General features: G+C 48.4%; 12 protein-coding genes and 1 pseudogene. 5 read left to right on the forward strand and 8 right to left on the reverse strand.

Features of this window, described 5'->3' with window-relative positions; translation table 11 throughout:
• Positions 1-5 precede the first annotated feature (5 nt).
• The 4 genes and pseudogenes from srfAB to KXD37_RS16610 all read left to right on the forward strand — a co-directional run bounded on the left by srfAB (position 6) and on the right by KXD37_RS16610 (position 16,731).
• Entirely contained in the window at positions 6-10,760 is a 10,755-nt protein-coding gene (gene srfAB, locus KXD37_RS24140; protein ID WP_411910721.1) for a surfactin non-ribosomal peptide synthetase SrfAB, read from the forward strand.
• Positions 10,761-10,797: 37 nt separating this feature from the next.
• Entirely contained in the window at positions 10,798-14,625 is a 3,828-nt protein-coding gene (srfAC, locus tag KXD37_RS16600; RefSeq protein ID WP_263463663.1) for a surfactin non-ribosomal peptide synthetase SrfAC, read from the forward strand.
• A gap of 27 nt (positions 14,626-14,652) precedes the next feature.
• Entirely contained in the window at positions 14,653-15,381 is a 729-nt protein-coding gene (srfAD, locus tag KXD37_RS16605; protein ID WP_095714068.1) for a surfactin biosynthesis thioesterase SrfAD, read from the forward strand.
• Between the two features lie 104 nt (positions 15,382-15,485).
• A pseudogene (locus KXD37_RS16610) lies at positions 15,486-16,731 on the forward strand (MFS transporter).
• A gap of 88 nt (positions 16,732-16,819) precedes the next feature.
• Here the strand turns inward: KXD37_RS16610 and KXD37_RS16615 are convergent.
• Together KXD37_RS16615 and KXD37_RS16620 are read right to left on the reverse strand one after the other, a co-directional pair.
• A complete protein-coding gene (locus tag KXD37_RS16615) occupies positions 16,820-17,350 on the reverse strand; it encodes a YcxB family protein (RefSeq protein ID WP_106021043.1) in 531 nt (176 codons plus the stop codon).
• Positions 17,351-17,399: 49 nt separating this feature from the next.
• The gene (locus tag KXD37_RS16620; protein ID WP_106021041.1) at positions 17,400-18,341 is read right to left on the reverse strand and encodes a DMT family transporter; all 942 of its coding nucleotides are present in this window, start codon (positions 18,339-18,341) and stop codon (positions 17,400-17,402) included.
• A 123-nt stretch (positions 18,342-18,464) separates the two neighbouring features.
• Here KXD37_RS16620 and KXD37_RS16625 point away from each other — a divergent pair, with 123 nt between their 5' ends.
• A complete protein-coding gene (locus KXD37_RS16625) occupies positions 18,465-19,799 on the forward strand; it encodes a PLP-dependent aminotransferase family protein (protein WP_106021039.1) in 1,335 nt (444 codons plus the stop codon).
• Here the strand turns inward: KXD37_RS16625 and KXD37_RS16630 are convergent.
• The 6 genes from KXD37_RS16630 to KXD37_RS16655 all read right to left on the reverse strand — a co-directional run bounded on the left by KXD37_RS16630 (position 19,794) and on the right by KXD37_RS16655 (position 24,586).
• Positions 19,794-20,468 (reverse strand): 4'-phosphopantetheinyl transferase family protein, encoded by a 675-nt coding sequence (locus KXD37_RS16630; RefSeq protein ID WP_101863975.1) that lies wholly within the window; start codon positions 20,466-20,468, stop codon positions 19,794-19,796. The genes KXD37_RS16625 and KXD37_RS16630 overlap by 6 nt on opposite strands.
• A gap of 104 nt (positions 20,469-20,572) precedes the next feature.
• A complete protein-coding gene (locus KXD37_RS16635) occupies positions 20,573-21,220 on the reverse strand; it encodes a YczE/YyaS/YitT family protein (protein ID WP_106022279.1) in 648 nt (215 codons plus the stop codon).
• Positions 21,221-21,343: 123 nt separating this feature from the next.
• Positions 21,344-22,087: a cystine ABC transporter ATP-binding protein TcyC gene (tcyC, locus tag KXD37_RS16640; RefSeq protein ID WP_106022280.1), complete on the reverse strand. Its 744-nt coding sequence runs from the start codon at positions 22,085-22,087 to the stop codon at positions 21,344-21,346.
• 13 nt (positions 22,088-22,100) lie between these two features.
• Complete coding sequence (gene tcyB / locus KXD37_RS16645; protein ID WP_059334481.1) at positions 22,101-22,805, reverse strand: cystine ABC transporter permease TcyB; 705 nt, start codon at positions 22,803-22,805, stop codon at positions 22,101-22,103.
• Complete coding sequence (gene tcyA, locus KXD37_RS16650) at positions 22,792-23,598, reverse strand: cystine ABC transporter substrate-binding lipoprotein TcyA (RefSeq protein WP_106021124.1); 807 nt, start codon at positions 23,596-23,598, stop codon at positions 22,792-22,794. Before tcyA ends, tcyB begins: the two co-directional genes overlap by 14 nt.
• Positions 23,599-23,713: 115 nt before the next feature.
• Complete coding sequence (locus tag KXD37_RS16655; protein ID WP_106021037.1) at positions 23,714-24,586, reverse strand: LysR family transcriptional regulator; 873 nt, start codon at positions 24,584-24,586, stop codon at positions 23,714-23,716.
• Positions 24,587-24,626 lie beyond the last annotated feature (40 nt).

Consider the following 24,626-nt stretch of genomic DNA (forward strand, 5'->3'; position numbering starts at 1 on the left):
GGCATATGAGCAAAAAATCGATTCAAAAGGTGTATGCACTTACACCGATGCAGGAAGGAATGCTGTATCATGCGATGCTTGATCCGCATTCTTCCTCTTACTTCACACAATTAGAGCTTGGCATTCAAGGTGTTTTTGATCTAGAAATCTTTGAGAAAAGCGTCAATGAACTGATCCGGTCATACGATATTCTCCGTACGGTATTTGTGCACCAGCAGCTGCAAAAGCCGCGTCAGGTTGTGTTAGCGGAACGCAAGACAAAGGTGCACTATGAAGATATCAGTCATGCAGACGAGGATCGCCAGAAAGACCACATCGAGCGTTACAAACAAGACGTTCAGCGCCAAGGCTTTAACCTGGCCAAAGACATTTTGTTCAAGGTGGCAGTTTTCCGCCTTGATGCAGATCAGCTGTATCTTGTCTGGAGCAATCACCATATTATGATGGACGGCTGGAGCATGGGCGTGCTGATGAAAAGCCTGTTCCAAAACTACGAAGCGCTCAGAGCAGGCCGCACACCTGCAAACGGGCAGGGTAAGCCATATTCCGACTATATTAAGTGGCTTGGAAAACAGGATAATGAAGAAGCGGAAGACTACTGGAGCGAACGCTTGGCGGATTTTGAACAGCCAAGCGTGCTCCCGGGCCGCTTGCCGGAGAAAAAAGACGAGTATGTGAACAGAGAATACTCATTTACATGGGATGAGGAACTGGTTGCACGCATTCAGCAAACGGCGAACCGCCATCAAGTGACGGGGCCTAACCTGTTTCAGGCGATCTGGGGAATCGTCCTCAGCAAATATAACTTTACGAATGATGTTGTCTTCGGCACGGTCGTATCGGGACGGCCGTCTGAAATCAACGGAATTGAAACAATGGCGGGGCTCTTTATCAATACCATTCCGGTGCGTGTAAAGGTTGATCAGCAGTCTACATTCGCTGATATTTTTACAGACGTTCAGCAGCATGCGGTGGAGGCGGAGCGCTACGATTACGTGCCGCTTTACGAGATTCAAAAACGTTCAGCCTTGGACAGCAGTCTTTTGAACCATCTCGTCGCTTTTGAAAATTATCCGCTTGATCAAGAGCTTGAAAACGGCAGCATGGAAGACCGGCTCGGGTTCTCTATTAAGGTTGAGAGCGCATTTGAACAAACAAGCTTTGATTTCAACCTCATTGTTTACCCGGGTAAAACCTGGACCGTCAAAATCAAATATAACAGCGCTGCATTTGATTCTGCTTTTATTGAACGGACAGCAGGACATCTCACCCGCATGATGACAGCCGCTGTTGAGCGGCCGGACGCTTTTGTGCGTGAGCACGGGCTTGTGGGAGAAGAAGAGCAGCGGCAAATTGTGGAGACCTTTAACAGCACTTCATCAGAACTCCCTGAAGGAATGGCTGTTCATCAAGTATTTGAAGAACAAGCAAAGCGGACACCGGCAAGTACTGCCCTCGTATGTGAAGGAGCCGAGCTGACATACCGCGAGCTGAACGAAGCAGCGAACCGCCTGGCGAGAAAGCTCATCGGGCAAGGTCTTCAAAAGGGTGAAACAGCAGCCATTATGAATGACCGTTCGGCAGACACTGTTGCCGCCATGCTGGCTGTTTTAAAAGCAGGCGCCGCATATGTGCCGCTTGATCCCGCACTTCCGGAGGATCGGCTCCGTTTCATGGCGGAGGACAGCTCAATTCGGATCGCTTTAGCTGGAGAGGCATATACAAAACAGGCAAATCAGCTGCAAGTACCGGTTCTCCCGCTGGAAGGCGTCTTTGAAGGGAATGAAACGGCAGACAATCTGAATCTGCCCGCCGATCCGTCTGACCTGGCTTACATCATGTACACGTCAGGTTCGACCGGAAAACCGAAAGGCGTCATGATCGAACATAAAAGCATTCTGCGTCTCGTTAAAAATGCAGGATACGTTCCTGTTCATGAAGAAGACCGCATGGCGCAAACGGGAGCTGTCAGCTTTGATGCCGGTACATTTGAGGTCTTTGGCGCGCTGCTGAACGGCGCTGCGCTTTATCCGGTGAAAAAAGAGACACTGCTTGACGCGACACGGTTTTCAGCGTTCCTCCGTGAACAGAGAATTACGACGATGTGGCTGACCTCGCCATTATTCAACCAGCTGGCTGCAAAGGATGCCGGCATGTTCGGCACACTGCGCCATTTAATCATCGGCGGAGACGCGCTCGTGCCGCATATTGTAAGTAAAGTGAAACAGGCATCGCCGTCGCTTTCTCTGTGGAACGGGTACGGCCCGACAGAAAATACGACATTTTCTACAAGCTTTCTGATTGATCGCGAGTACAGCGGTTCAATTCCAATCGGGAAGCCAATCGGAAATTCCACTGCATACATCATGGATGAGCAGCAGCGCCTGCAGCCCATCGGCGCGCCCGGTGAACTGTGTGTCGGGGGAAGCGGCGTGGCACGGGGCTACGTCAACCTCCCAGAGCTGACGAAGAAGCAATTTCTCGAAGATCCATTCAGACCGGGTGAAAAAATGTATCGAACTGGCGACTTGGCGAGATGGCTTCCGGACGGGAATATCGAGTTTTTAGGAAGAATTGATAACCAGGTGAAGGTGCGCGGGTTCCGGATTGAGCTTGGGGAGATCGAAACCAAATTGAACATGGCCGAACATGTGACAGAGGCTGCCGTGATCATTCGCAAAAACAAAGCGGATGAAAATGAAATCTGCGCGTACTTTACAGCGGATCGCGAAGTGTCTGTGAGCGGGCTGAGAAAAACGCTGTCTCAATCATTGCCTGACTATATGGTTCCTGCCCATTTGATCCAGATGGACAGCCTGCCGCTCACGCCAAACGGAAAAATCAATAAAAAAGAACTGCCTGCGCCTCAATCAGACGCTGTGCAGTCTGAATATGCAGCACCCAAAACAGAGAGTGAAAAGAAATTAGCGAAGATTTGGGAAGGGATACTCGGCGTTAAAGCAGGCGTTACAGATAACTTCTTTATGATCGGCGGACATTCTCTGAAAGCCATGATGATGACTGCGAAAATTCAAGAGCATTTCCACAAGGAAGTACCGATTAAAGTGCTTTTTGAAAAGCCGACCATTCAAGAACTGGCACTGTATTTGGAAGAGAGCGAAAGCAAGGAGGAGCAGACGTTTGAACCGATCAGGCAAGCACCTTATCAGCAGCATTATCCTGTTTCCCCGGCCCAGCGGAGAATGTACATCCTCAATCAGCTTGGACAAGCAAGCACAAGCTACAACGTCCCTGCTGTACTTTTGCTGGAGGGAGAAGTAAACAAAGACCGGCTTGAACATGCGATTCAGCAATTAATCAGCCGGCACGAAATTCTCCGTACGTCGTTTGACATGATAGACGGAGAAGTCGTACAGACCGTTCATAAAAACATATCGTTCCAGCTGGAGGCTGCCAAGGGACGGGAAGAAGACGCGGAAGAGCTGATCAAATCGTTTATTCAGCCGTTTGAGTTAAACCGCGCGCCGCTCGTCCGTTCGAAGCTTATCCAGCTTGAAGAAGAACGCCATCTGCTGCTCATTGATATGCACCATATCATTACAGACGGCAGCTCGACAGGCATTCTCATCGGCGATCTCGCCAAAATCTATCAAGGCGCAGATCTGGAGCTCCCGCAGATTCACTATAAAGATTACGCTGTCTGGCAAAAAGAACATGCGGATCATCAAAAGGATGAAGCATACTGGCTGGATACGTTTAAAGGCGAGCTGCCGGTTCTTGATCTTCCGGCGGATTTCCCGCGGCCTGCAGAACGGAGCTTTTCCGGGGAGCGCGTCATGTTCGGGCTGGATAAACAAATCACAGCTCAAATCAAATCGCTGCTGTCAGAAACAGACACAACAATGTACATGTTCCTTTTAGCCGCATTTCATGTACTGCTCTCTAAGTACGCGTCACAGGATGACATCATCGTCGGCTCACCGACTGCGGGCAGAACGCATCCTGATCTGCAAGGTGTGCCGGGTATGTTTGTCAACACGGTGGCATTACGGACAGCGCCTGCGGGGGATAAAACCTTTGCACAATTCCTAGACGAAGTCAAAACGGTCAGTCTGCAAGCATTCGAGCACCAAAGCTATCCGCTTGAGGAACTGATTGAAAAACTGCCGCTCACAAGGGACACAAGCCGAAGCCCGCTGTTCAGCGTCATGTTCAACATGCAGAACATGGAGATTCCTTCTTTGAAATTAGGAGATTTGAAGATTTCTTCCTATTCCATGCTTCATCACGTGGCGAAATTTGATCTGTCCTTGGAAGCTGTCGAACGGGAAGAAGAAATCAGTTTAAGCTTTGACTACGCAACTGCCTTGTTTAAAGACGAGACGATCCGCCGCTGGAGCAGCCACTTCGTCAATTTGATCAAAGCAGCTGCGGTTAATCCGAACGTACGGCTGTCTGATTTGGAGATTCTTTCACCAGTTGAAACGGCAGCTTTGCTTGAAGAGAAAAAACAAACCACTCATTCTGGCAATGACACGTTTGCGTCACTTTTCGAAAAACAGGTGCAGCAAACACCTGATCATCCGGCTGTGATTTCTGGCGGAAACCAGCTGAGCTATCGTGAACTCGATGAACAGGCGAACCAGCTGGCGCATCATTTGCGCGCGCACGGGGCAGGAAGTGAAGACATCGTAGCCGTCGTCATGGATCGTTCAGCTGACCTAATGACAGCTGTTCTTGGTGTCATGAAGGCGGGAGCAGCTTTCCTTCCGATTGATCCAGATACGCCTGAGGAACGAATCCGCTATTCATTAGAAGACAGCGGTGCGAGATTTACAGTCGTGAATGAAAGAAATATGACTGCCATAGGGCAATATCAAGGAACCGTCATCAACATCGATCAAGCGGATTGGCGGAACGAAAGCAAGGAGCGTCCGGAACCGATTTCTGGGCCTAAGAATCTTGCATATATCATTTACACATCCGGCACGACCGGGAAGCCGAAGGGTGTGCAGATTGAGCATCGCAATCTGACAAACTATGTTTCTTGGTTTAGCAAAGAGGCAGGGCTGGCTGAAACGGATAAGTCTGTCTTGCTTTCGTCTTACGCATTCGACTTGGGGTATACAAGCATTTTCCCTGTGCTTCAAGCAGGCGGTGAGCTTCACATTGTGCCGAAAGAAACATATACGGCGCCCGATCAGATTGGCCGTTATATCAAGGAGCACGGCATCACGTATATCAAGCTGACACCGTCCCTGTTCCATACGATGGTGAACACAGCCAGCTTTACAAAGGAGCCGCACTTTGAATCCCTGCGCTTGATTGTGTTGGGAGGAGAAAAGATCATTCCGGCTGATGTTTTAGCTTTCAGCAAGGTATATCAGCATACCGAATTTATCAATCACTACGGTCCGACCGAAGCAACGATCGGCGCCATTGCCGGACGGGTTGACCTGAGTGAACCTGACACATTCGCGAAACGGCCGACAATCGGACGGCCGATTGCCAATACCGGCGCACTTGTCTTAAATGAATCATTGAAGCTTGTGCCTTCGGGAGCAAGCGGCCAGCTATATATCACGGGGCAGGGGCTTGCCAGAGGATATCTCAGCCGTCCTCAGCTCACATCCGAGAAATTTGTGGAAAACCCGTATGCGCCGGGCAGCCTGATGTACAAGACCGGAGATGTCGTCCGGAGACTGGCTGACGGCACGATTGAATTTATCGGCCGGGCTGATGATCAGGTGAAAATCCGCGGCTACCGCATAGAGCCGAAAGAAATTGAAACGATCATGCTCAGCCTCAGCGAAGTTCAGGAAGCGGTTGTGCTTGCGGTTTCTGAGGGCGGGCTTCAGGAGCTTTGCGCGTATTATACGTCGGATCAAGCCATTGAAAAAGCAGAGCTCCGGAAACAGCTTTCACAAATACTGCCGTCTCATATGATCCCTGCCTTCTTTGTGCAGGTGGACGCTATCCCGCTCACGGCAAATGGGAAAACCGACAGAAACGCATTGCCGAAGCCGAACGCAGCGCAATCCGGATATGAAGCGTCAGCTGCTCCGGAAACAGCGCTTGAAGAAAGCCTTTGCCGCATCTGGCAGAAAACACTCGGCATTGAAGCGATCGGAATCGATGACAACTTCTTCGATTTAGGCGGCCATTCACTAAAAGGAATGATGCTCATCGCCAATATACAGGCAGAATTGGAGAAAACCGTGCCGCTTAAAGCGCTGTTCGAGCAGCCGACTGTACGCCAGCTGGCGGCTTATATGGAGGAATCGGCAGCATCAGGCGGCTATCACATGCTGAAGCCTGCTGACAAACAGGATGTGTATCCATTGTCATCCGCGCAGAAACGGATGTACGTGCTCAATCAGCTTGACCGGCAGACGATCAGCTATAATATGCCATCGGTTCTTCTTATGGAAGGCGAGCTTCATATTTCGCGCCTGCGGGAATCACTCAACCAGCTCGTAAACCGTCATGAATCATTGCGCACGTCATTTCCGGAAGCAGACGGAGAGCCTGTCCAGCGCATTGTTGAGGAGGCTTCAATTGATCTTCACGTGTTTGATGCAGAAGAGGGCGAGGCGGAACAGAAGATTAAAGAATTTATCCGGCCATTCGACTTAAGCGGCGCTCCGCTCATTCGCGCGGCATTACTCCGAATCGCAGACCAAAAACATCTGCTTCTATTGGATATGCATCATATTATCGCGGATGGTGTATCAAGAGGTATTTTTGTTAAAGAATTGGCACTGCTTTATAAAGGCGAACAGCTTCCGGAGCCGAAGCTTCATTATAAAGATTTCGCTGTTTGGCAAAATGAAGCCGGACAGAAAGAACGGATGAAGGAGCATGAGCAATACTGGCTTTCAGTTCTCTCAGGCGAACTGCCGGAGCTTGACCTTCCGCTCGATTACACCCGACCGCCTGTTCAAAGCTTTGAAGGGGATACCGTCCGTTTCCGTACGGAAAGCGGAACGGCAAAGGCGATTGAGAAACTGCTAGCAGAAACGGGAACGACTTTGCATATGGTGCTTCACACCGTCTTCCATGTCTTTTTAAGCAAAATCTCCGGACAGCGGGATATCGTGATCGGCTCGGTTACAGCAGGCCGCACGAATGCCGACGTGCAAAACATGCCGGGGATGTTCGTCAATACGCTCGCACTGAGAATGGAAGCAAGGGAAGAGCAGACGTTTGCAGAGCTTCTGGAGCAAGCGAAGGAGACAAATCTGTCAGCACTTGAGCATCAGGAGTATCCGTTTGAAGACTTGGTCAACCAGTTAGACCTCCCTCGGGATATGAGCCGGAATCCTTTGTTTAACGTGATGGTTACGACAGAAAACCCTGATAAAGAACAGCTTGAGCTGCAAGATCTCACGATTTCACCTTATGAGGCACATCAAGGAACATCCAAGTTTGACCTCACATTAGGCGGTTTCGCTGACGAAAACGGCATCGGTCTGCAGCTGGAATATGCGACTGACTTATTCTCAAGAGAAACTGCTGAGCAATGGAGCGAATACGTCCTGCGATTATTGCGGGCTGTGGCGGAAAATCCAAACCAGCCGCTTTCCGGCCTGTCACTCGTCAACGAAACAGAAAAACAAACGCTTCTGGAGGCATGGAGAGGGAAAACACTGCCTGTGCCGACAGACAAAACGGTTCATCAGCTGTTTGAAGAAACGGCTCAGCGCCACAAAGACCAACCGGCTGTTACGTATAACGGGCAATCATGGACGTACGGTGAGCTGAATGCGAAGGCAAACCGTCTGGCGCGGATTCTGATTGACTGCGGCATCGGCGCGGATGAGCGCGTCGGCATTCTCACGAAGCCGTCGCTTGAAATGTCCGCTGCGGTGCTCGGTGTCCTGAAGGCAGGAGCGGCATTTGTGCCGATTGACCCTGACTATCCGGATCAGCGGATTGAATATATCCTACAGGACAGCGGCGCGACGCTTCTCTTGAAACAGGAAGGCATCACAGTGCCGGACAGCTACACGGGCGAGGTCATTCTTCTTGACGGCAACCGCACGATCCTGAGTCTGCCGCTTGATGAAAACGATGAGGAAAATCCGCAGACCGACACAACCGCGGATCACCTTGCTTATATGATTTATACGTCAGGAACAACCGGACAGCCGAAGGGTGTTATGATCGAGCACCATGCGCTTGTGAACCTGTGCTTCTGGCATCATGACGCGTTCGGCATGACGGCGGAGGACCGCAGTGCGAAGTACGCGGGCTTCGGGTTCGACGCTTCCATTTGGGAGATGTTCCCGACCTGGACGATCGGCGCCGAGCTTCATGTCATTGATGAAGCGATTCGCCTTGATATCACCCGCCTGAATGACTATTTCGAAACGCATAACGTCACAATCACGTTCCTGCCGACACAGCTGGCGGAACAGTTCATGGAGCTTGAGAACACGTCACTCCGCGTGCTTTTGACCGGAGGGGACAAGCTGAAGCGTGCGGTTAAGCAGCCGTACACGATTGTCAACAACTACGGGCCGACCGAAAACACGGTCGTTGCGACGAGCACAGAAATCAATCCGGAGGAAGGCTCGCTTTCCATCGGGCGCGCGATCGCCAATACGAGAGTGTACATTCTCAGCGAAAGCCATCAGGTTCAGCCGGAGGGCGTGGCCGGAGAGCTTTGTGTGGCGGGACGCGGACTGGCGCGCGGCTATCTGAACAGGGAAGACGAAACCGCGAAGCGGTTTGTCGCCGATCCGTTCGTCCCGGGTGAACGCATGTACAAAACAGGCGATTTGGTGAAATGGACGGGCGGCGGCATCGAATACATCGGCCGGATCGACCAGCAGGTCAAAGTCCGCGGCTACCGAATCGAGCTGTCAGAAATTGAAGTGCAGCTGGCCCAGCTTTCTGAGGTGCAGGATGCGGCAGTGACAGCTGTAAAAGATAAAGGCGGCAATACAGCGATCGCGGCGTATGTCACACCGGAAACAGCTGACATAGAAGCGCTGAAGTCGGCGCTCAAGGAAACTCTGCCAGACTACATGATCCCGGCGTTCTGGGTGACATTAAACGAGCTTCCGGTTACCGCAAACGGAAAAGTAGACCGCAAAGCACTTCCGGAGCCGGACATCGAAGCAGGAAGCGGAGAATACAAAGCACCGTCCACCGACATGGAAGAGCTGCTTGCCGGCATTTGGCAGGACGTGCTCGGTATTTCTGAAGTCGGTGTCGGCGACAATTTCTTCTCGCTCGGCGGAGATTCTATTAAAGGAATCCAGATGGCGAGCCGCTTGAACCAGCACGGCTGGAAGCTGGAAATGAAGGATCTCTTCCAGCACCCGACGATTGAAGAACTGACACAATACGTGGAGCGTGCCGAAGGCAAACAGGCAAACCAAGGCCCGGTGGAGGGCGAAGTTATCCTGACGCCGATTCAGCGCTGGTTCTTTGAAAAGAATTTCACGAACAAACACCACTGGAATCAGTCGGTCATGCTTCATTCTGCGAAGGGTTTCGATCCTGAACGGGTTGAAAAGACATTGCAGGCACTGATTGAGCATCATGACACGCTGCGCATGGTCTACCGTGAAGAAAACGGCGACATCATTCAAGCGTATAAACGGATAGACGAATGCGAGGTCAGCTTCGAAATCGTTGATCTGTACGGCTCAGATGAAGATATGCTGAAAAACCAGATTAAGGTTCTCGCTGACAGTCTGCAAAGCAGTCTCGACCTGCAAAACGGTCCGCTTCTGAAAGGGGAGCTGTACCGCACGGAAGCGGGGGATCACCTGCTCATCGCTGTACACCATCTCGTGGTCGACGGCGTATCATGGCGGATTTTACTTGAGGACTTTGCATCAGGCTACGTGCAGGCTGAGAACGAAGAGAAAATCGTCTTCCCGCAAAAAACGAACTCCTTCAAGGATTGGGCGGAAGAATTGGCGGCATTCAGCCAATCAGCACACCTTTTGCAGCAGGCTGAATATTGGGCGCAAATTGACGCTGAAGAGGTTTCTGCTGTACCGAAGGATGATGAAACAGAGGAGCGGATTGTCAAACATACATCATCCGTCATCTGCGAATTAAATGAAGAAGACACTAAACATCTCTTAACAGATGTTCATCAGCCATATGGAACCGAGATCAATGATATTCTCCTCAGTGCGCTCGGATTAACGATGAAAGAATGGACAGACGGTGTCAAAATCGGCATCAATCTTGAGGGGCACGGACGGGAAGACATCATCCCGAATGTGAACATCTCCAGAACGGTTGGCTGGTTTACGGCACAATATCCTGTTGTGCTCGACATGTCTGAAACAGATGTCTCAGCGGTCATCAAAGCAGTCAAAGAAAACCTGCGCCGCGTTCCGGATAAAGGCGTCGGATACGGCATTCTCCGCTACTTTACAGAACAAGCGGAAGCGCAAGGCTTCACACCGGAAATCAGCTTTAACTATTTAGGCCAATTCGACAGTGAAGTGAAAACGGATTTCTTTGAACCGTCCGCTTTCGATATGGGACGCCAAGTGAGCGAAGAATCAGAAGCCCTGTACGCTTTAAGCTTCAGCGGCATGATCCGAAACGGACGTTTTGTCCTTTCTTGCTCCTACAATGAGAAGGAATATGAAAGAGCAACGGTCGAAGCACAAATGGAGCGGTTTAAAGAAAATCTCCTCCTGATCATCCGCCATTGTACGGAAAAAGAGGACAAGGAATTCACACCGAGCGACTTCAGTGCGGGAGACCTTGAAATGGATGAGATGGGCGATATCTTTGACATGCTTGAGGAGAATTTGAAATAAAAACGCAAGGGAATTACAGAAGGCGGGAGCGAAACATATGAGTCAATTTAGCAAAGATCAGGTTCAAGATATGTATTACCTATCGCCGATGCAGGAGGGGATGCTGTTTCATACCATCCTTAATCCAGGCCAGAGCTTTTACCTTGAACAAATTACGATGAAAGTAAAGGGCGACTTCAATATCAAATGCCTTGAAGAAAGCATGAATGTCATCATGGACCGGTACGATGTATTTCGTACCGTGTTCATTCACGAAAAAGTAAAAAGGCCCGTTCAAGTCGTATTAAAAAAACGTCAATTTCATATAGAAGAAATGGATCTGACACGTTTATCCGAAAGTGAGCAAACGGACAAAATCAATGAATACAAAGCACAGGATAAGATCAAAGGCTTTGATTTAACGCGGGATATTCCGATGAGGGCAGCCATCTTCAAAAAAGCTGACAACAGCTTTGAATGGGTGTGGAGCTACCACCACATTATTTTGGACGGATGGTGCTTCGGCATCGTCGTGCAGGATCTGTTTAAGGTATACAACGCCCTGCGCGAACAAAAGCCGTACAGTCTGCCGCCTGTCAAACCGTATAAGGAATACATCAAGTGGCTTGAAAAGCAGGATAAACAAGCATCGCTCCGCTACTGGCGCGAGTACTTGGAAGACTTTGAAGGACAGGCGACGTTTGCGGAACAAAGAAAGAAACAAAAGGAAGGGTACGAACCGAAAGAACTTCTCTTCTCACTGCCGGAAGCGGAAACAAAAGCTTTTACAGAGCTTGCGAAATCTCAGCACACCACTTTGAGTACCGCTTTGCAGGCAGTCTGGAGCGTACTGATCAGCCGTTATCAGCGGTCTGACGATTTGGCTTTCGGTACAGTCGTTTCCGGGCGTCCCGCGGAAATCAAAGGCGTTGAACATATGGTCGGCCTGTTTATCAACGTTGTTCCAAGAAGAGTGAAATTGGCTGAAAACATGACATTCAACGGTTTGCTCAAGCAGCTTCAGGAGCAGTCACTTGAGTCAGAACCGCATCAATATGTGCCGCTTTATGACATCCAAAGCCAAGCCAACCAGCCGAAATTGATTGACCACATCATCGTGTTTGAAAATTATCCGCTTCAGGATGCAAGCAATGAAGAAAGCGGACAAAACGGATTCGATATGGAGGATGTCCATGTATTTGAGAAGTCAAATTACGATCTCAATTTGATGGCCTCCCCGGGTGAAGAAATGCTGATCAAGCTTGCCTATAATGAGAATGTGTTTGATGAAGCGTTTATGCTGCGCTTAAAATCCCAGCTTCTCACAGCGATTCAGCAGCTTATTCAGCATCCGGATCAGCCTGTCAGCACCATTGATTTCATTGACGAAAAAGAAAAAGAGTACTTGCTTAACGGCTTAAATCCGGCACCTCAAATGTGTGAGCCAAAACCTCTGACGGATTGGTTCAAGGAGGCGGTGGACGTCAATCCAAGTGCACCGGCGCTCACATTTGCAGGCCGAACGCTGTCCTATCACGAATTAGACGAGGAAACGAACCGCCTCGCACGCCGTTTGCAAAAGCAAGGGGCAGGCAAAGGCTCAGTTGTTGCATTGTACACGAAGCGCTCGCTGGAACTGGTGATTGGGATTCTCGGTGTGTTAAAAGCGGGAGCTGCTTATGTGCCGGTTGATTCTAAGCTGCCGGATGACCGAATTTCATATATGCTGACCGACAGCGGGGCGGCATGTCTGCTTACACATCAAGAGATGAAAGAGCAAGCGAGTCAGCTGCCGTTTACAGGCCAAACGCTTATCATTGATGATCCCATCCGTTTTGAAGAAGAGGCAAGCGATCCTGAAACCGCGATTGAACCAGATGATGCGGCGTATATCATGTATACATCAGGCACAACCGGAAAGCCAAAGGGAAATATCACGACGCATGCCAATATTCAAGGATTAGTAAAGCACGTTGACTACATGACGTTTTCTGAAAAAGACACGTTCTTATCTGTATCGAATTACGCTTTTGACGCATTTACCTTTGATTTCTACGCTTCCATTTTGAATGGAGCAAGGCTGATTATCGCAGATGAAAATACACTGCTTGATACAGACCGTCTCACGAGTCTCATCCGTCAAGAGAATGTCAGCGTCATGTTTGCGACCACAGCTTTATTTAATCTTCTCACAGATGCGGGAGAGGATTGGCTGAAGGGGCTTCGCTGTGTGTTATTCGGCGGGGAACGCGCGTCTGTGCCTCACGTTAGGAAAGCGCTGCGGATCATGGGGCCGGGCAAGCTGATTAACTGCTACGGTCCGACTGAGGGCACGGTGTTTGCAACGGCTCACGTCGTGCACGAGATTCCGGAGTCTATCTCCTCATTGCCGATCGGAAATCCGATCAGCAATGCGAGTATTTATATTCTCAATGAATCAAATCAGCTCCAGCCATTCGGAGCGGTCGGTGAACTATGCATCAGCGGAATGGGCGTATCAAAAGGCTATGTAAACCGTGATGAGCTGACAAAGCAGAAATTTACCGCCAACCCGTTCAAACCGGGAGAAACACTTTACCGCACCGGGGATCTCGCTCGCTGGCTGCCTGACGGTACGATTGAATACGCCGGCCGCATTGATGATCAAGTGAAAATACGGGGGCACCGGATCGAGCTGGAAGAAATCGAAAAGCAGCTGCAGGAATATCCCGGAGTAAAAGACGCGGTCGTCGTGGTGGACCGCCGCGAGTCTGGGGACGCATCAATTAACGCCTACCTTGTGAACCGGACACAGCTTTCAGCAGGAGACGTTAAGGCACACCTGAAAAAACAGCTTCCTGCTTATATGGTGCCGCAGACATTTACGTTCTTGGACGAGCTTCCTTTAACAACAAACGGAAAAGTCAATAAACGTCTGCTGCCAAAACCGGAGCAAGATCAGATATCGCAAGAATGGATTGGGCCTCGAAATGAAACGGAAGAAACAATCGCGCAAATCTGGTCCGAGATTCTCGGCAGAAAGCAAATCAGCATCCATGACGATTTCTTCGAGCTTGGCGGCCATTCCTTAAAGGCGATGACAGCCGCTTCTCGCGTCAAAAAAGAGCTCGGAATGGACCTTCCGGTGAAGCTATTGTTTGAAGCGCCGACGATTGCCGGCATTTCAGCATATCTGAAAAACGGAGGCTCAGAAGGACTTGAGGACGTTACAATCATGAATCCGGATCAGGATGACATCATTTTCGCATTCCCGCCGGTATTGGGATATGGCTTAATGTATCAGAATCTGGCCAAGCAATTGCCGTCATACAAGCTGTGCGCCTTTGACTTTATTGAAGAGGAAAACCGTCTTGACCGTTATGCCGCTCTGATCAAGGAACTTCAGCCGGAAGGTCCTGTGACACTGTTCGGTTATTCAGCAGGATGCAGCCTGGCGTTTGAAGCCGCTAAAAAACTTGAAGAGCAGGGACGCACTGTACAGCGGATTATCATGGTGGATTCCTATAAAAAACAAGGCGTCAGTGATCTGGACGGACGCACGGTCGAAAACGATGTAGAGGCGCTGATGAATGTAAATCGAGACAATGAAGCCCTCAATAGCGAAGCCGTCAAGCAGGGGCTCAAGAAAAAAACACATGCCTTCTACTCATACTATGTCAACCTGATCAGCTCGGGGCAAGTGAAAGCGGACATTGATTTGCTGACCTCTGATATTGACTTTGAAATGCCTGAATGGCTTTCGCCGTGGGAAGAGGCGACAACGGGCGCTTATCGTGTGAAAAAAGGCTTCGGTACACACGCCGAAATGCTGCAGGGCGAATGTCTTGATAGGAATGCCGGGATTTTGCGCGAATTTCTTAATAAACAAACCATAACGCTTTCTTAAGGAAGCGATGAAAGGGGGAGCCGGCCAATGAGCCAACTCTTCAGATCATTTGATGCATCGGAAAAGACGCAGCTCATCTGTTTTCCGTTTGCCGGCGGCTACTCGGCGTCATTTCGCCCTCTCCATGCTTTTTTGCAGGGGGAGTGTGAAATGCTTGCAGCTGAACCGCCCGGGCACGGCACGAATCAGACGTCAGCAATTGAGGATCTCGAGCAGCTGACTGATTTGTACAAGCAAGAATTACATTTGCATCCAGATCGGCCGTTTGTGCTGTTTGGGCACAGCATGGGCGGCATGATTACCTTCAGGCTGGCGCAAAAACTGGAGCGTGAAGGCATTTTTCCGCAGGCTGTGATTATTTCTGCGATTCAGCCGCCGCATATTCAGCGGAAAAAAGTATCGCATTTGCCTGATGATCAATTTCTCGATCATATTATCAAATTAGGCGGAATGCCCGCAGAGCTCGTTGAAAATAAAGAAGTTATGTCATTTTTCCTTCCTTCGTTCAGATCGGATTACCGGGCTCTTGAACAATTCGAGCTTAACGACATGACGCCGATCCAATCGCCGGTCCACGTCTTTAACGGACTGAATGACGAAAAATGCATCCGGGATGCGGAAGGCTGGAAGAAGTGGGCGAAACACATCATGTTCCATGAATTTGACGGCGGGCATATGTTTCTGCTGTCAAATACGGAGGAAGTGGCGGAACGGATTTTTGCGATTTTGAATCAGCATCCGATTTCCAGTTCCTAATGAAAAAGCGGACAGCGCTGTGCTGTTCGCTTTTTTTATATAGAATGTAAATTTTTTCATGATATAATAGTCGCAATACTCAAATAAAGGCAGGTCAGGAAAAAATGTCTCGGCACATCCTTTGCGCGTCTCCTAAGATGAAATGGTTAGTATTGCTGTTCACGTTTGTCTTCGCCATCGGAATGAACTCATTCAGAAATTCCTTTCAATTTTTTATGCTCCCGATGGCAGAGACCTTTCACGCCGATCGGTCGCTGATTTCGGCTTCCGTCAGCATTTTTATGATCACAACGGGAGTCGTTCAGTTTTTTGTCGGCTATTTTTATTGACCGGTTCAGCGTCAGAAAGATTATGGGGATCGGCGCCATTTGTATCAGCGCAAGCTTTTTGGCGCTCCCGCATTCGCCGAATGTCCATATATTTTCTGTGATCTACGGAGTGCTGGGCGGAATCGGCTATTCCTGCGCGGTTGGCGTGACGACACAGTATTTTATCAGCCGCTGGTTTGACACGCATAAAGGCTTGGCGCTCGCCATTTTGACCAATGCAAATTCAGCCGGTTTGCTGCTGCTGTCACCGATTTGGGCTGCGGCTCCTTACTATGCAGGCTGGCAAACTGCGTATACAATATTGGGCATTTTCTTAGCGGCTGTCCTGCTGCCTCTTTTGGCCTTCGGAATGAAGCACCCGCCCAATGTCCAAGGGCAGTCCGTGAAAAAATCTTATGACTGGCAGGGATTTTGGAAGGTGTTAAAGCAGTCCCGCTTCATTCATATCCTGTACTTCGGCGTATTTACGTGCGGATTTACGATGGGAATCATTGATGCTCATCTCGTTCCAATGCTGGAGGATGCGCATGTCTCTCATATCAACGGAATGATGGCTGCATTCGGGGCGTTTATTATCATCGGGGGATTATTGGCAGGCTGGCTGTCAGATTTGCTTGGCAGCAGAAGCGTGATGCTCTCCATTTTGTTTTTCATTCGTCTCATCAGCTTGATCTGCCTGCTCATTCCCGCACTCGGCATTCATAACAGTGAGCTCTGGTACTTGTGCTTTACGCTGTTATTCGGGCTCAGCTACACAGGCGTGATCCCGCTGACTGCTGCGTCCATTTCTGAAAGCTTTCAAACCGGGCTTATCGGCTCGCTCCTAGGCATCAATTTCTTTATCCATCAAATCGCCGGGGCTCTCAGTGTGTATGTGGGCGGATTGTTTTTTGACATGAATCATAATTATTTGCTGGTTACTGTTGTGTGTTTGGTGCTTGTAAGTTTATCAGCATTATTGGAGCTGGCGCCAATCAAAAAAAACAATCATATTCATAACGAAGAGAGTGTTGAGGGGTAAATCTCCATTAGCTGAAGAGAATGTTACTCAATGAAGCGGCATATCTCATTAACATAAAAAAAGAGGGAAAACCCTCTTTTTAAATTTGTCATTTTACTTTTTTGGCACGTACATGTTCTTTTACAAGCTGTCTGAATGAGTGGAGCTCATTTTCGAATACAAAAAAACGTTTAGGAACTAAGATGACCTGGTGACTAGAAGTTTTGATAGAGAAAAAGTGTTTATATTCTGCAACTGCCCTTATTTCATCCCATTCAAACAATGCATTATCGTTTTTGGATTGAATTTGAATGCCTTGCCGGTTAATGGTATATGTCCTTTTGCGTTTTAGCCGTGTATTGTTCTTATAGCTGGTACGCAGCCTTATATAATGAAAAGCAATCAAAAGCAATGTACAGATCAAAGATAGAATCGCTATGAAAATACCATTATATATCACTTCAAGTGTTTCGCTGTCATAAACGGTAATCGGAAATCCATAAAGCGAATACACCAATAAAGATAGAAGAAAAATATAAATAAAATAAAACAATGCTGATATTCTTTGCCGGGATAAAAAGTAACATCTCATATCTTGTAATGAAATGGCTCCCTCTAGGAAGACACTGTGTTGAATCATTCTTACACTGCACCTCAAACCATTTTTTCTTCAACTCTAACATAACATCTCATTTGTTCATAGAAATGGATTTTTTGGTTTGCTTTCTTTTTCGGAGACCGGCATTGCTTCCCAGCACGCCGATGATAATACAAACCGCACCGGCAAGGTGATACCAGGCTAGGCTTTCGTGCAAAACCACAACTCCGGCAATCATCGTCACGATGGTGGACAAATGATTAAAGGCGCTCATTTTAAACGCCTCAATCCGGGACAGCGCATAGTTGGACATAAACGAAGTCACGAGCGAAGATAATACGCCCAAATACACTATCGCGAGAATAAAGCCGGGCTCCCGGAATGGATGGAAGTAAGTGCCGACCGTTCCGGAAGCGCCGTGCCGCACCAAGGCGATGGCATTGAAGACGACAAATCCGATCGCTGACATGATGTAGGTGAGCTCCATCAGCCGGAAACGCTGTGTCATTTTTCTTGCGGCGGTATTGTACATAGCTGAAGACAGAGCGGACAAGAGAATAAGTAAAGATCCTTTTAGGCTGGCCGATTCAACGTTCACACCCTTCATCACAAAAATAAACATGACGCCCGCAACTGATAACACAGTGAACCCTTTTTGAGCCCACGTCGATCGCTCTTTTAAAAAATAAGCGGCAAAGACCATTGTAAAAATCGGAATTGATGCCTGAATGATCCCGGCTTCAGAGGATGACGAGTACACCAGGCCGAATGCCTGAAAGCTGAAAAACAGCGCCGGATACAGCAAGGCGAGCGGCAAAATGGCCATTACATCTTTTAAACGGATGGACAGCTTCACCCATCCGAATAAGACAGGTATAGTAGCCGCTACAAACGCAAGGGTGAACCGGTGTGCAAGAATATCAAATGGTTCTGCCGATTGCAGCGCGATTTTCACGAAAAGAAAGGATAACCCGATAATCAATGCGTTTAACATAGCTGCAAGATAAGCTGAGGTTTGCTGGTTTTTATACATACAGGAAGTGCTCCTTTATATAAATAATAGAGCCGGCCGCTCCCTTTTATTGTATGGGGTGGATAGGAACGGTACAATAAGAAAAACAATGAACTGTACCGGTACAAAACAGGGGGAGAAAGAATGGAGAAGTATATCAGTCTCTTCATACAGATAGAGGAAATGATGCAAAGCAGTGTCTATCAAGAAGGAGACAGGCTGCCTTCCATCAGGCAGCTGTCCGCCCGCTATCAAGTCAGCAAAAGCACGGTGATCCGCGCGCTGCAAGAGCTGGAAAAACGCCATCTCATCTATTCTGTTCCGAAAAGCGGCTATTATCTTGTGAAAAAGACGAGGAAGCCGCATCACGGCAAGTCAGGCCCAATCGACTTTGCAACGTCTGCGCCGGACCCTGATATTTTTCCGTATGTGGATTTTCAGCATTGCATCAACAAAGCGATTGATACATACAAGCATGATTTGTTTCTCTACGGAACGCCGAAGGGCCTCCCGTCGCTCATCCGTGTATTGCGAAAGCTGTTTGCTGATCAGCAGGTATTTGCGGACGAGCGGCATATGTTTATCACATCCGGTGTCCAGCAGGCGCTATCCCTGCTATGTGCAATGCCGTTTCCCAATGGGAAAGAGAAGATCGCCATTGAACAGCCAGGCTATCATTTGATGATTGAACAAGTGGAGACACTGGGCATCCCCGCAATCGGGATAAAAAGAACGGAGCAGGGGCTTGATTTAGCGGAAGTCGAGCGGCTGTTTCAAACAGAACCGATCAAATTTTTTTATACGATGCCACGCTTCCATAACCCGCTTGGGAGCTCACTGGCCGAACGGGACAAACAAGAGCTGGTAAGATTGGCGGAAGCCTATGACGTCTACCTTGTTGAGGATGACTATCTCGGTGATCTCGAGGAAAATAAAAAGGCAGATCCGCTGTACGCATATGATCTGTCCTCACATGTGATTTATTTAAAAAGCTTTTCAAAAATGATATTTCCCGGCCTTCGCGTGGGGGCCGCCGTTTTGCCAGATGCGCTGACTGACACATTTCTTACGTACAAAAAGCTGAACGACATTGACTGCTCGATGATTTCCCAAGCCGCGTTAGAAATTTACATTAAAAGCGGAATGTTCGGCAGGCACAAGGAGAAAATCAGAAATTCCTATAAGGAACGGTCTCTCAGGCTTCATGAAGCCATTCAAACACACGGACAATCGAGCCGCGGCAGCTTTCTATTTTCCAGCGGCCAGGCCCCGTGCATGCATACCCATCTGGTGCTTCCTGAGGATCTGCCGGCATCAAGAGTGATTCAAAAGATGAAAAAACAAGAGGTCCTTCTTGAAACGATTGACCGCCATTATTTATCAGATTATCCGAAAGAAAATCTATTAAAAATCAATCTTTCCAATGTGAAGACTGAAGATATTGAACGCGGCATTAAGCTGCTGATGAGCCATTTATAAAAGCGCTTCGTACGAGATCATCGTGATGTCCTCCGGGAAATCAGGGCGGGCGGCGCACACGGCCATTTTATAGCCGGGGTCTACCTCATACGTTTTGATAAAGCAAGGCGTATGGTGTTCCGGAAGCTCGACGGATACTCGGCCATCCTCATGCAGGCGCACGGAGAAGGAGTCAAGCGGCAGCGACAGGCCTTTGCCTTCCTGCTTGATAAAGCTCTCTTTCATAGACCATAGATGATAAAAATAATCGTTTTGCTCGTCTTTATGTTTGGATAAAAGATCGCTGTACTCGTTCTTCGAAAAGAAACGTTCGGCAATCCCGAGGCTGATTGGCTTCATTTTTTCAATATCGACGCCGATCGGATCTGAATCAAACGCGCCGATGACCCAATGGCCGGAGTGGGAAATGTTAAAGTGGGCATTGGGGAGGTCAGGGATACAAGGCTTCCCGTATTCCTGCGCGCTGAATCGGATATCGGCTTTATTCAGCTGGTACTGCTCGCTGATGACAGAGCGAACAAGCACATCTCCCAGGAGGGTGCGGTGAGCATCTTCTTTATGATAAAATCTCCGGCATTTCTCCCGTTTTTCAGCGGAAACGAAAGACATCAGCCGATCCGTTTCTTCCTGTGAAAGCGGGCGGTCCATATAAATTCCGTAAATTTTCATTCTAGATCCTCCGTCTGCAAAAGATTGTCAAAACCATCCTATCATACTTCAACAAGACTCATATAGAGGAGAAAATAAAAAAACAAAGCCGAAGCGGCTTTGTTTTAGTGTATAGGCGGAGTTGCTTTCACAGCGGCTGTCCGCCTTGCCACAGCATAATTCAGCAGCTGGATTGACTGCGGCAACGAAAAGCGCAAAATGATACCGGTGAGGATGGCGGTCAAAATTGTACCTAAACCGATCGGACCGCCCATGCCCCATGCTGCAAACAAAATTGTTATTTCCATGCCGTTCCGCACCCATTGCACATTCCAGCCGGTTTTTTCTGTAATCAGCATCATCAGTGAATCACGCGGCCCCGCGCCAAGGCCCGCTGATACATAAACACCGACGCCGTAGCCGATCAGCAGCACGCCGAGAGAGAAGACGATGACGGAGCCTGTGTAGGTGGAGGGGGCAGGCAGAAGAAAATTGAAAAAATCTATAAAAACACCAATGAGCACCATGTTCAGGATCGCCCCAATTTTTGGCCAAGCCCTCGTAAACAATGACGTGAATCCGACGATGAGCGCTCCAATAATGATGGACCACTGGCCGACGGTAAGCCCGAAGTGCTGAAACAGGCTGTAATGAAATGCATCCCACGGACTGATCCCCAGCGTTTTTCCTTCTATCGTAAGGGATACACCAAAAGACAAAATAAGCAGACCGACAAAATAAAATGTCCAGCGCAGAACAAGTTCTCGCTTCACGTGAAGTCCCTTCTTTCGTAAAAATCAATCGATTGTCATTGTAGCATATCTGACAAAAGGGCGGAATAGGCGAAAGGGGCTCAACAAAAAACAGGGCCGCCGGCAGGCGCCCTGTTTTGGGTTTTACAACGGGTTCAAAATCCGATTCAAAAACCGCTGGGTTCGTTCTTCTTTTGGAGCAGAGAAAATTTCCTCAGGCGGCCCCTGCTCCACGATGACGCCGCCGTCAATGAAGACGACTTCGTCCGCCACTTCCTGGGCGAATTTGATTTCGTGGGTAACAACGACCATGGTCCAGCCTTCATTGGCTAAATCCTTGATAACCTTCAGTACGTCACCCACAAGCTCAGGGTCAAGCGCTGAGGTCGGTTCGTCAAACAGCATCAGCTCAGGCTGAATTGCCAGTGCACGGGCGATGCCGACGCGCTGCTGCTGGCCTCCGGAAAGCTGGAACGGATATAAATCCATTTTGTCCTTCAATCCGACTTTATCAAGAAGCTGAATCGCTTCTTTTCTGACTTCCTCTTTGTTTCGTTTTTGCACCTGAACAGGGCCTTCCATCACGTTTTCAAGGACTGTGCGGTGAGGGAAGAGGTGATACGCCTGAAACACCATTCCCGATTTCCGGCGGAGCTGAAGGATATCCGACTGCTTCACTTTCTTTGAAAAATCGATGGAGAAATCATCAAATGCAAGCTCCCCGCGATTCGGGATCTCCAGCGCGTTCAGACAGCGAAGCAGCGTCGTTTTCCCTGAACCGGAAGGCCCAAGTATAGCGATGACTTTTCCTTTTTCTATCTTCATATCTATCTTTTTTAAAATTTCATTTTGACCGAATGATTTATTTAATCCTTTAACGGAAAGCATACTCGGAACCTCCTTATTTGGCCACGTAGCGGTCAAGACGCCGTTCGATGACATGCTGGACGAGCGAAAGCAAGAAGCAGATAATCCAATAAATAAAGGCCGCTTCAATATAAATGACTAAAATCTGATCGAGATTGCGCGCGCCGATTTCCTGAGCTTTTCTGAACAGCTCAGCGACGAGAATCTGAGATGCAAGAGATGTATCTTTGATCAGGCTGATAAAGGTATTGGATAATGGCGGGATTGACACACGAAACGCCTGCGGCAAAATGACGCGGAACAGCGTCTTCTGGTGTGTCATGCCGATGGTATAGCCAGCTTCCCATTGCCCCTTCGGCACGGATAAAATAGATGCCCTGATGATTTCAGATGCATAGGCGCCGACGTTTAAGGAAAAGGCAATGACTGCGCTTGGAAATGGATCTAGTGTAATGTTAAAGGCCGGGAACAGATAGAAAATGATGAACAATTGAACGAGAAGTGGAGTGCCGCGTACGGCGGATACGTATACGCTGAACACCCATCTCAAAGGTCTCACTTTCGACATTCTGGCAAGCGCCGTAATCAGCGCCAGTATCATTCCGAATATAAAGGAAAGAATCGTAAGGGGAATCGTATAGTAGATTCCCCCTGAAAGTATAGGCCAGAATGACTGCTGCACCAGATCCCACGGGATCGCCGTGCCAAGCGTCAGTGCCGGTATATTATTTAGAAACATCTTCGCCGAACCATTTTTTAGAGATTTTAGAAAGAGTCCCGTCCTCTTTCATTTCTTTTAATGCTTTGTTGACTTGGTCGACAACCTCGCCGCTTCCTTTACGGAACGTGAAATACGTTTCCTGCGGATCGCCTGTTTCAAACGCGATTTTTACGTTTTTGTTGCCTGATGTTTTTAAATAGTTTAAAACGGCAAGCTTATCGTTGTACGTCATGTCGACGCGGCCTTGCTGGATCATTTGAAGGGCCTGCGCCATGCCTTCAACGCCTTCTACTTTCGCACCGGCATTTGTAGCTAGTTTGTTATAGTTGCTTGTCAGTGATTGAGCTGACGTTTTTCCTTTTACGTCTTTTTCAGACTTAATATCGTTGTTGTCTTTTTTCGTCACGACAACGGCTCTTGATGTTGTGTATTTGTCTGAGAAGTCATATTGGTTTTCACGATCTGTTTTTCCGACTTGGTTGGCAACGACGTCAAACCGTTTGGAATTCAGGCCGGCAAACATACTGTCCCACTGTGTTTCCTTGAATTCGGCTTTCAGTCCAAGGCGTTTTGCGACTTCTGTGATGACTTCCACGTCATAGCCAGTCAGCTTGTCAGTGTCTTTGTCATGATAAGTGAACGGTTCGTACGTTCCTTCTGTACCGACTGTCAGTACGCCTTTTTTCTTAATTGAAGCCCAAAGATCGCCGTTTTTTCCGTTATCTTTTGACTGATTGTCATTTCCTGCTCCGCAAGCTGCGAGAACTGCAATGCTTACGACCATGAATAAAGCTAAAAGTGCTTTTTTCATTCTATTCCCCACTTTTCTGATTAATTTTGTTGAAATGAAAAAATAGCTTACAAATCTAAAGGATAACTTTTTTTTAGTATGAGTCAAGTATTTGGTTTTCATGAGACAAAAACACTTAAAATAAATTCAAAAATTGCTGTACCGGTTTTGGCAAATAACTGTCAGTTCTCCACATGACAGCCGGTGTCATAACGAAGGGATTGTTTTCGATTTTAACTGTGTGAATGTGGTTTCTCATATGAACAGGAATCATGGTGACGGGCAGAATGGACGCGCCAAATCCTGATGAGACGAGACTGAGCAGTGTTACTGAATCGTGGCATTCACAAACAATACGCGGCTCCAGCTGAAGACGCTGAAATTCATTCATGACCTGGTTATAAACGCCTTTTCCGTTCACAGGCCGCAGCAGAATCAGCGGGAAAGAAGGGATATCCTCCATTTGAATGGTGTCTCCGCATGTATACCCGGCATCATCAGAAAGAACGAGCACACATGGAATTTCGTCAAGCTTTTTAAATTGGACGGTATCGCTTTTTATCATGGTTGTCGTGACAGCGGCGTCGATTTGCCGGCTTTCCAGCAGCTCTAACAGCGTTGCCGGTTCGTTCTCCCAAATATTAAAGGTGAGGTGCGGATATCTATCTTTCATTTGCGTCACTTTCTCAAGCATAAGAGCGGCGCAATAAATCGTCGAACCCACAGCCAGCGTGCCGGCAACCTCCTCCCTCAGCTCTTGTACCTCAATGACCGCATCTTCAAACCTGTGCAGAATCTCTTTGGCTCTTTTGAGAAAAATGCTTCCTTCATATGTAAGAGTCATTTGTTTTTTCTTATTGCGGTCAAACAATACAACACCCAGCTCATCCTCCAGCTGTTTGAGCTGCCTGCTTAGCGGCGGCTGCGCCATATGGAGCTTTTTGGCGGCAGAGGTGATCTTTTGTTCTTGGGCAATGGTAATGAAATATCGCAGCTGACGAATGTCCAAAGAAGGGCCTCCTTTTATATACCTTTTAGGTATTGATTAT

This window comes from Bacillus sp. XT-2 (genome assembly GCF_025696525.1).
Taxonomy (GTDB): Bacteria; Bacillota; Bacilli; order Bacillales; family Bacillaceae; genus Bacillus; species Bacillus halotolerans.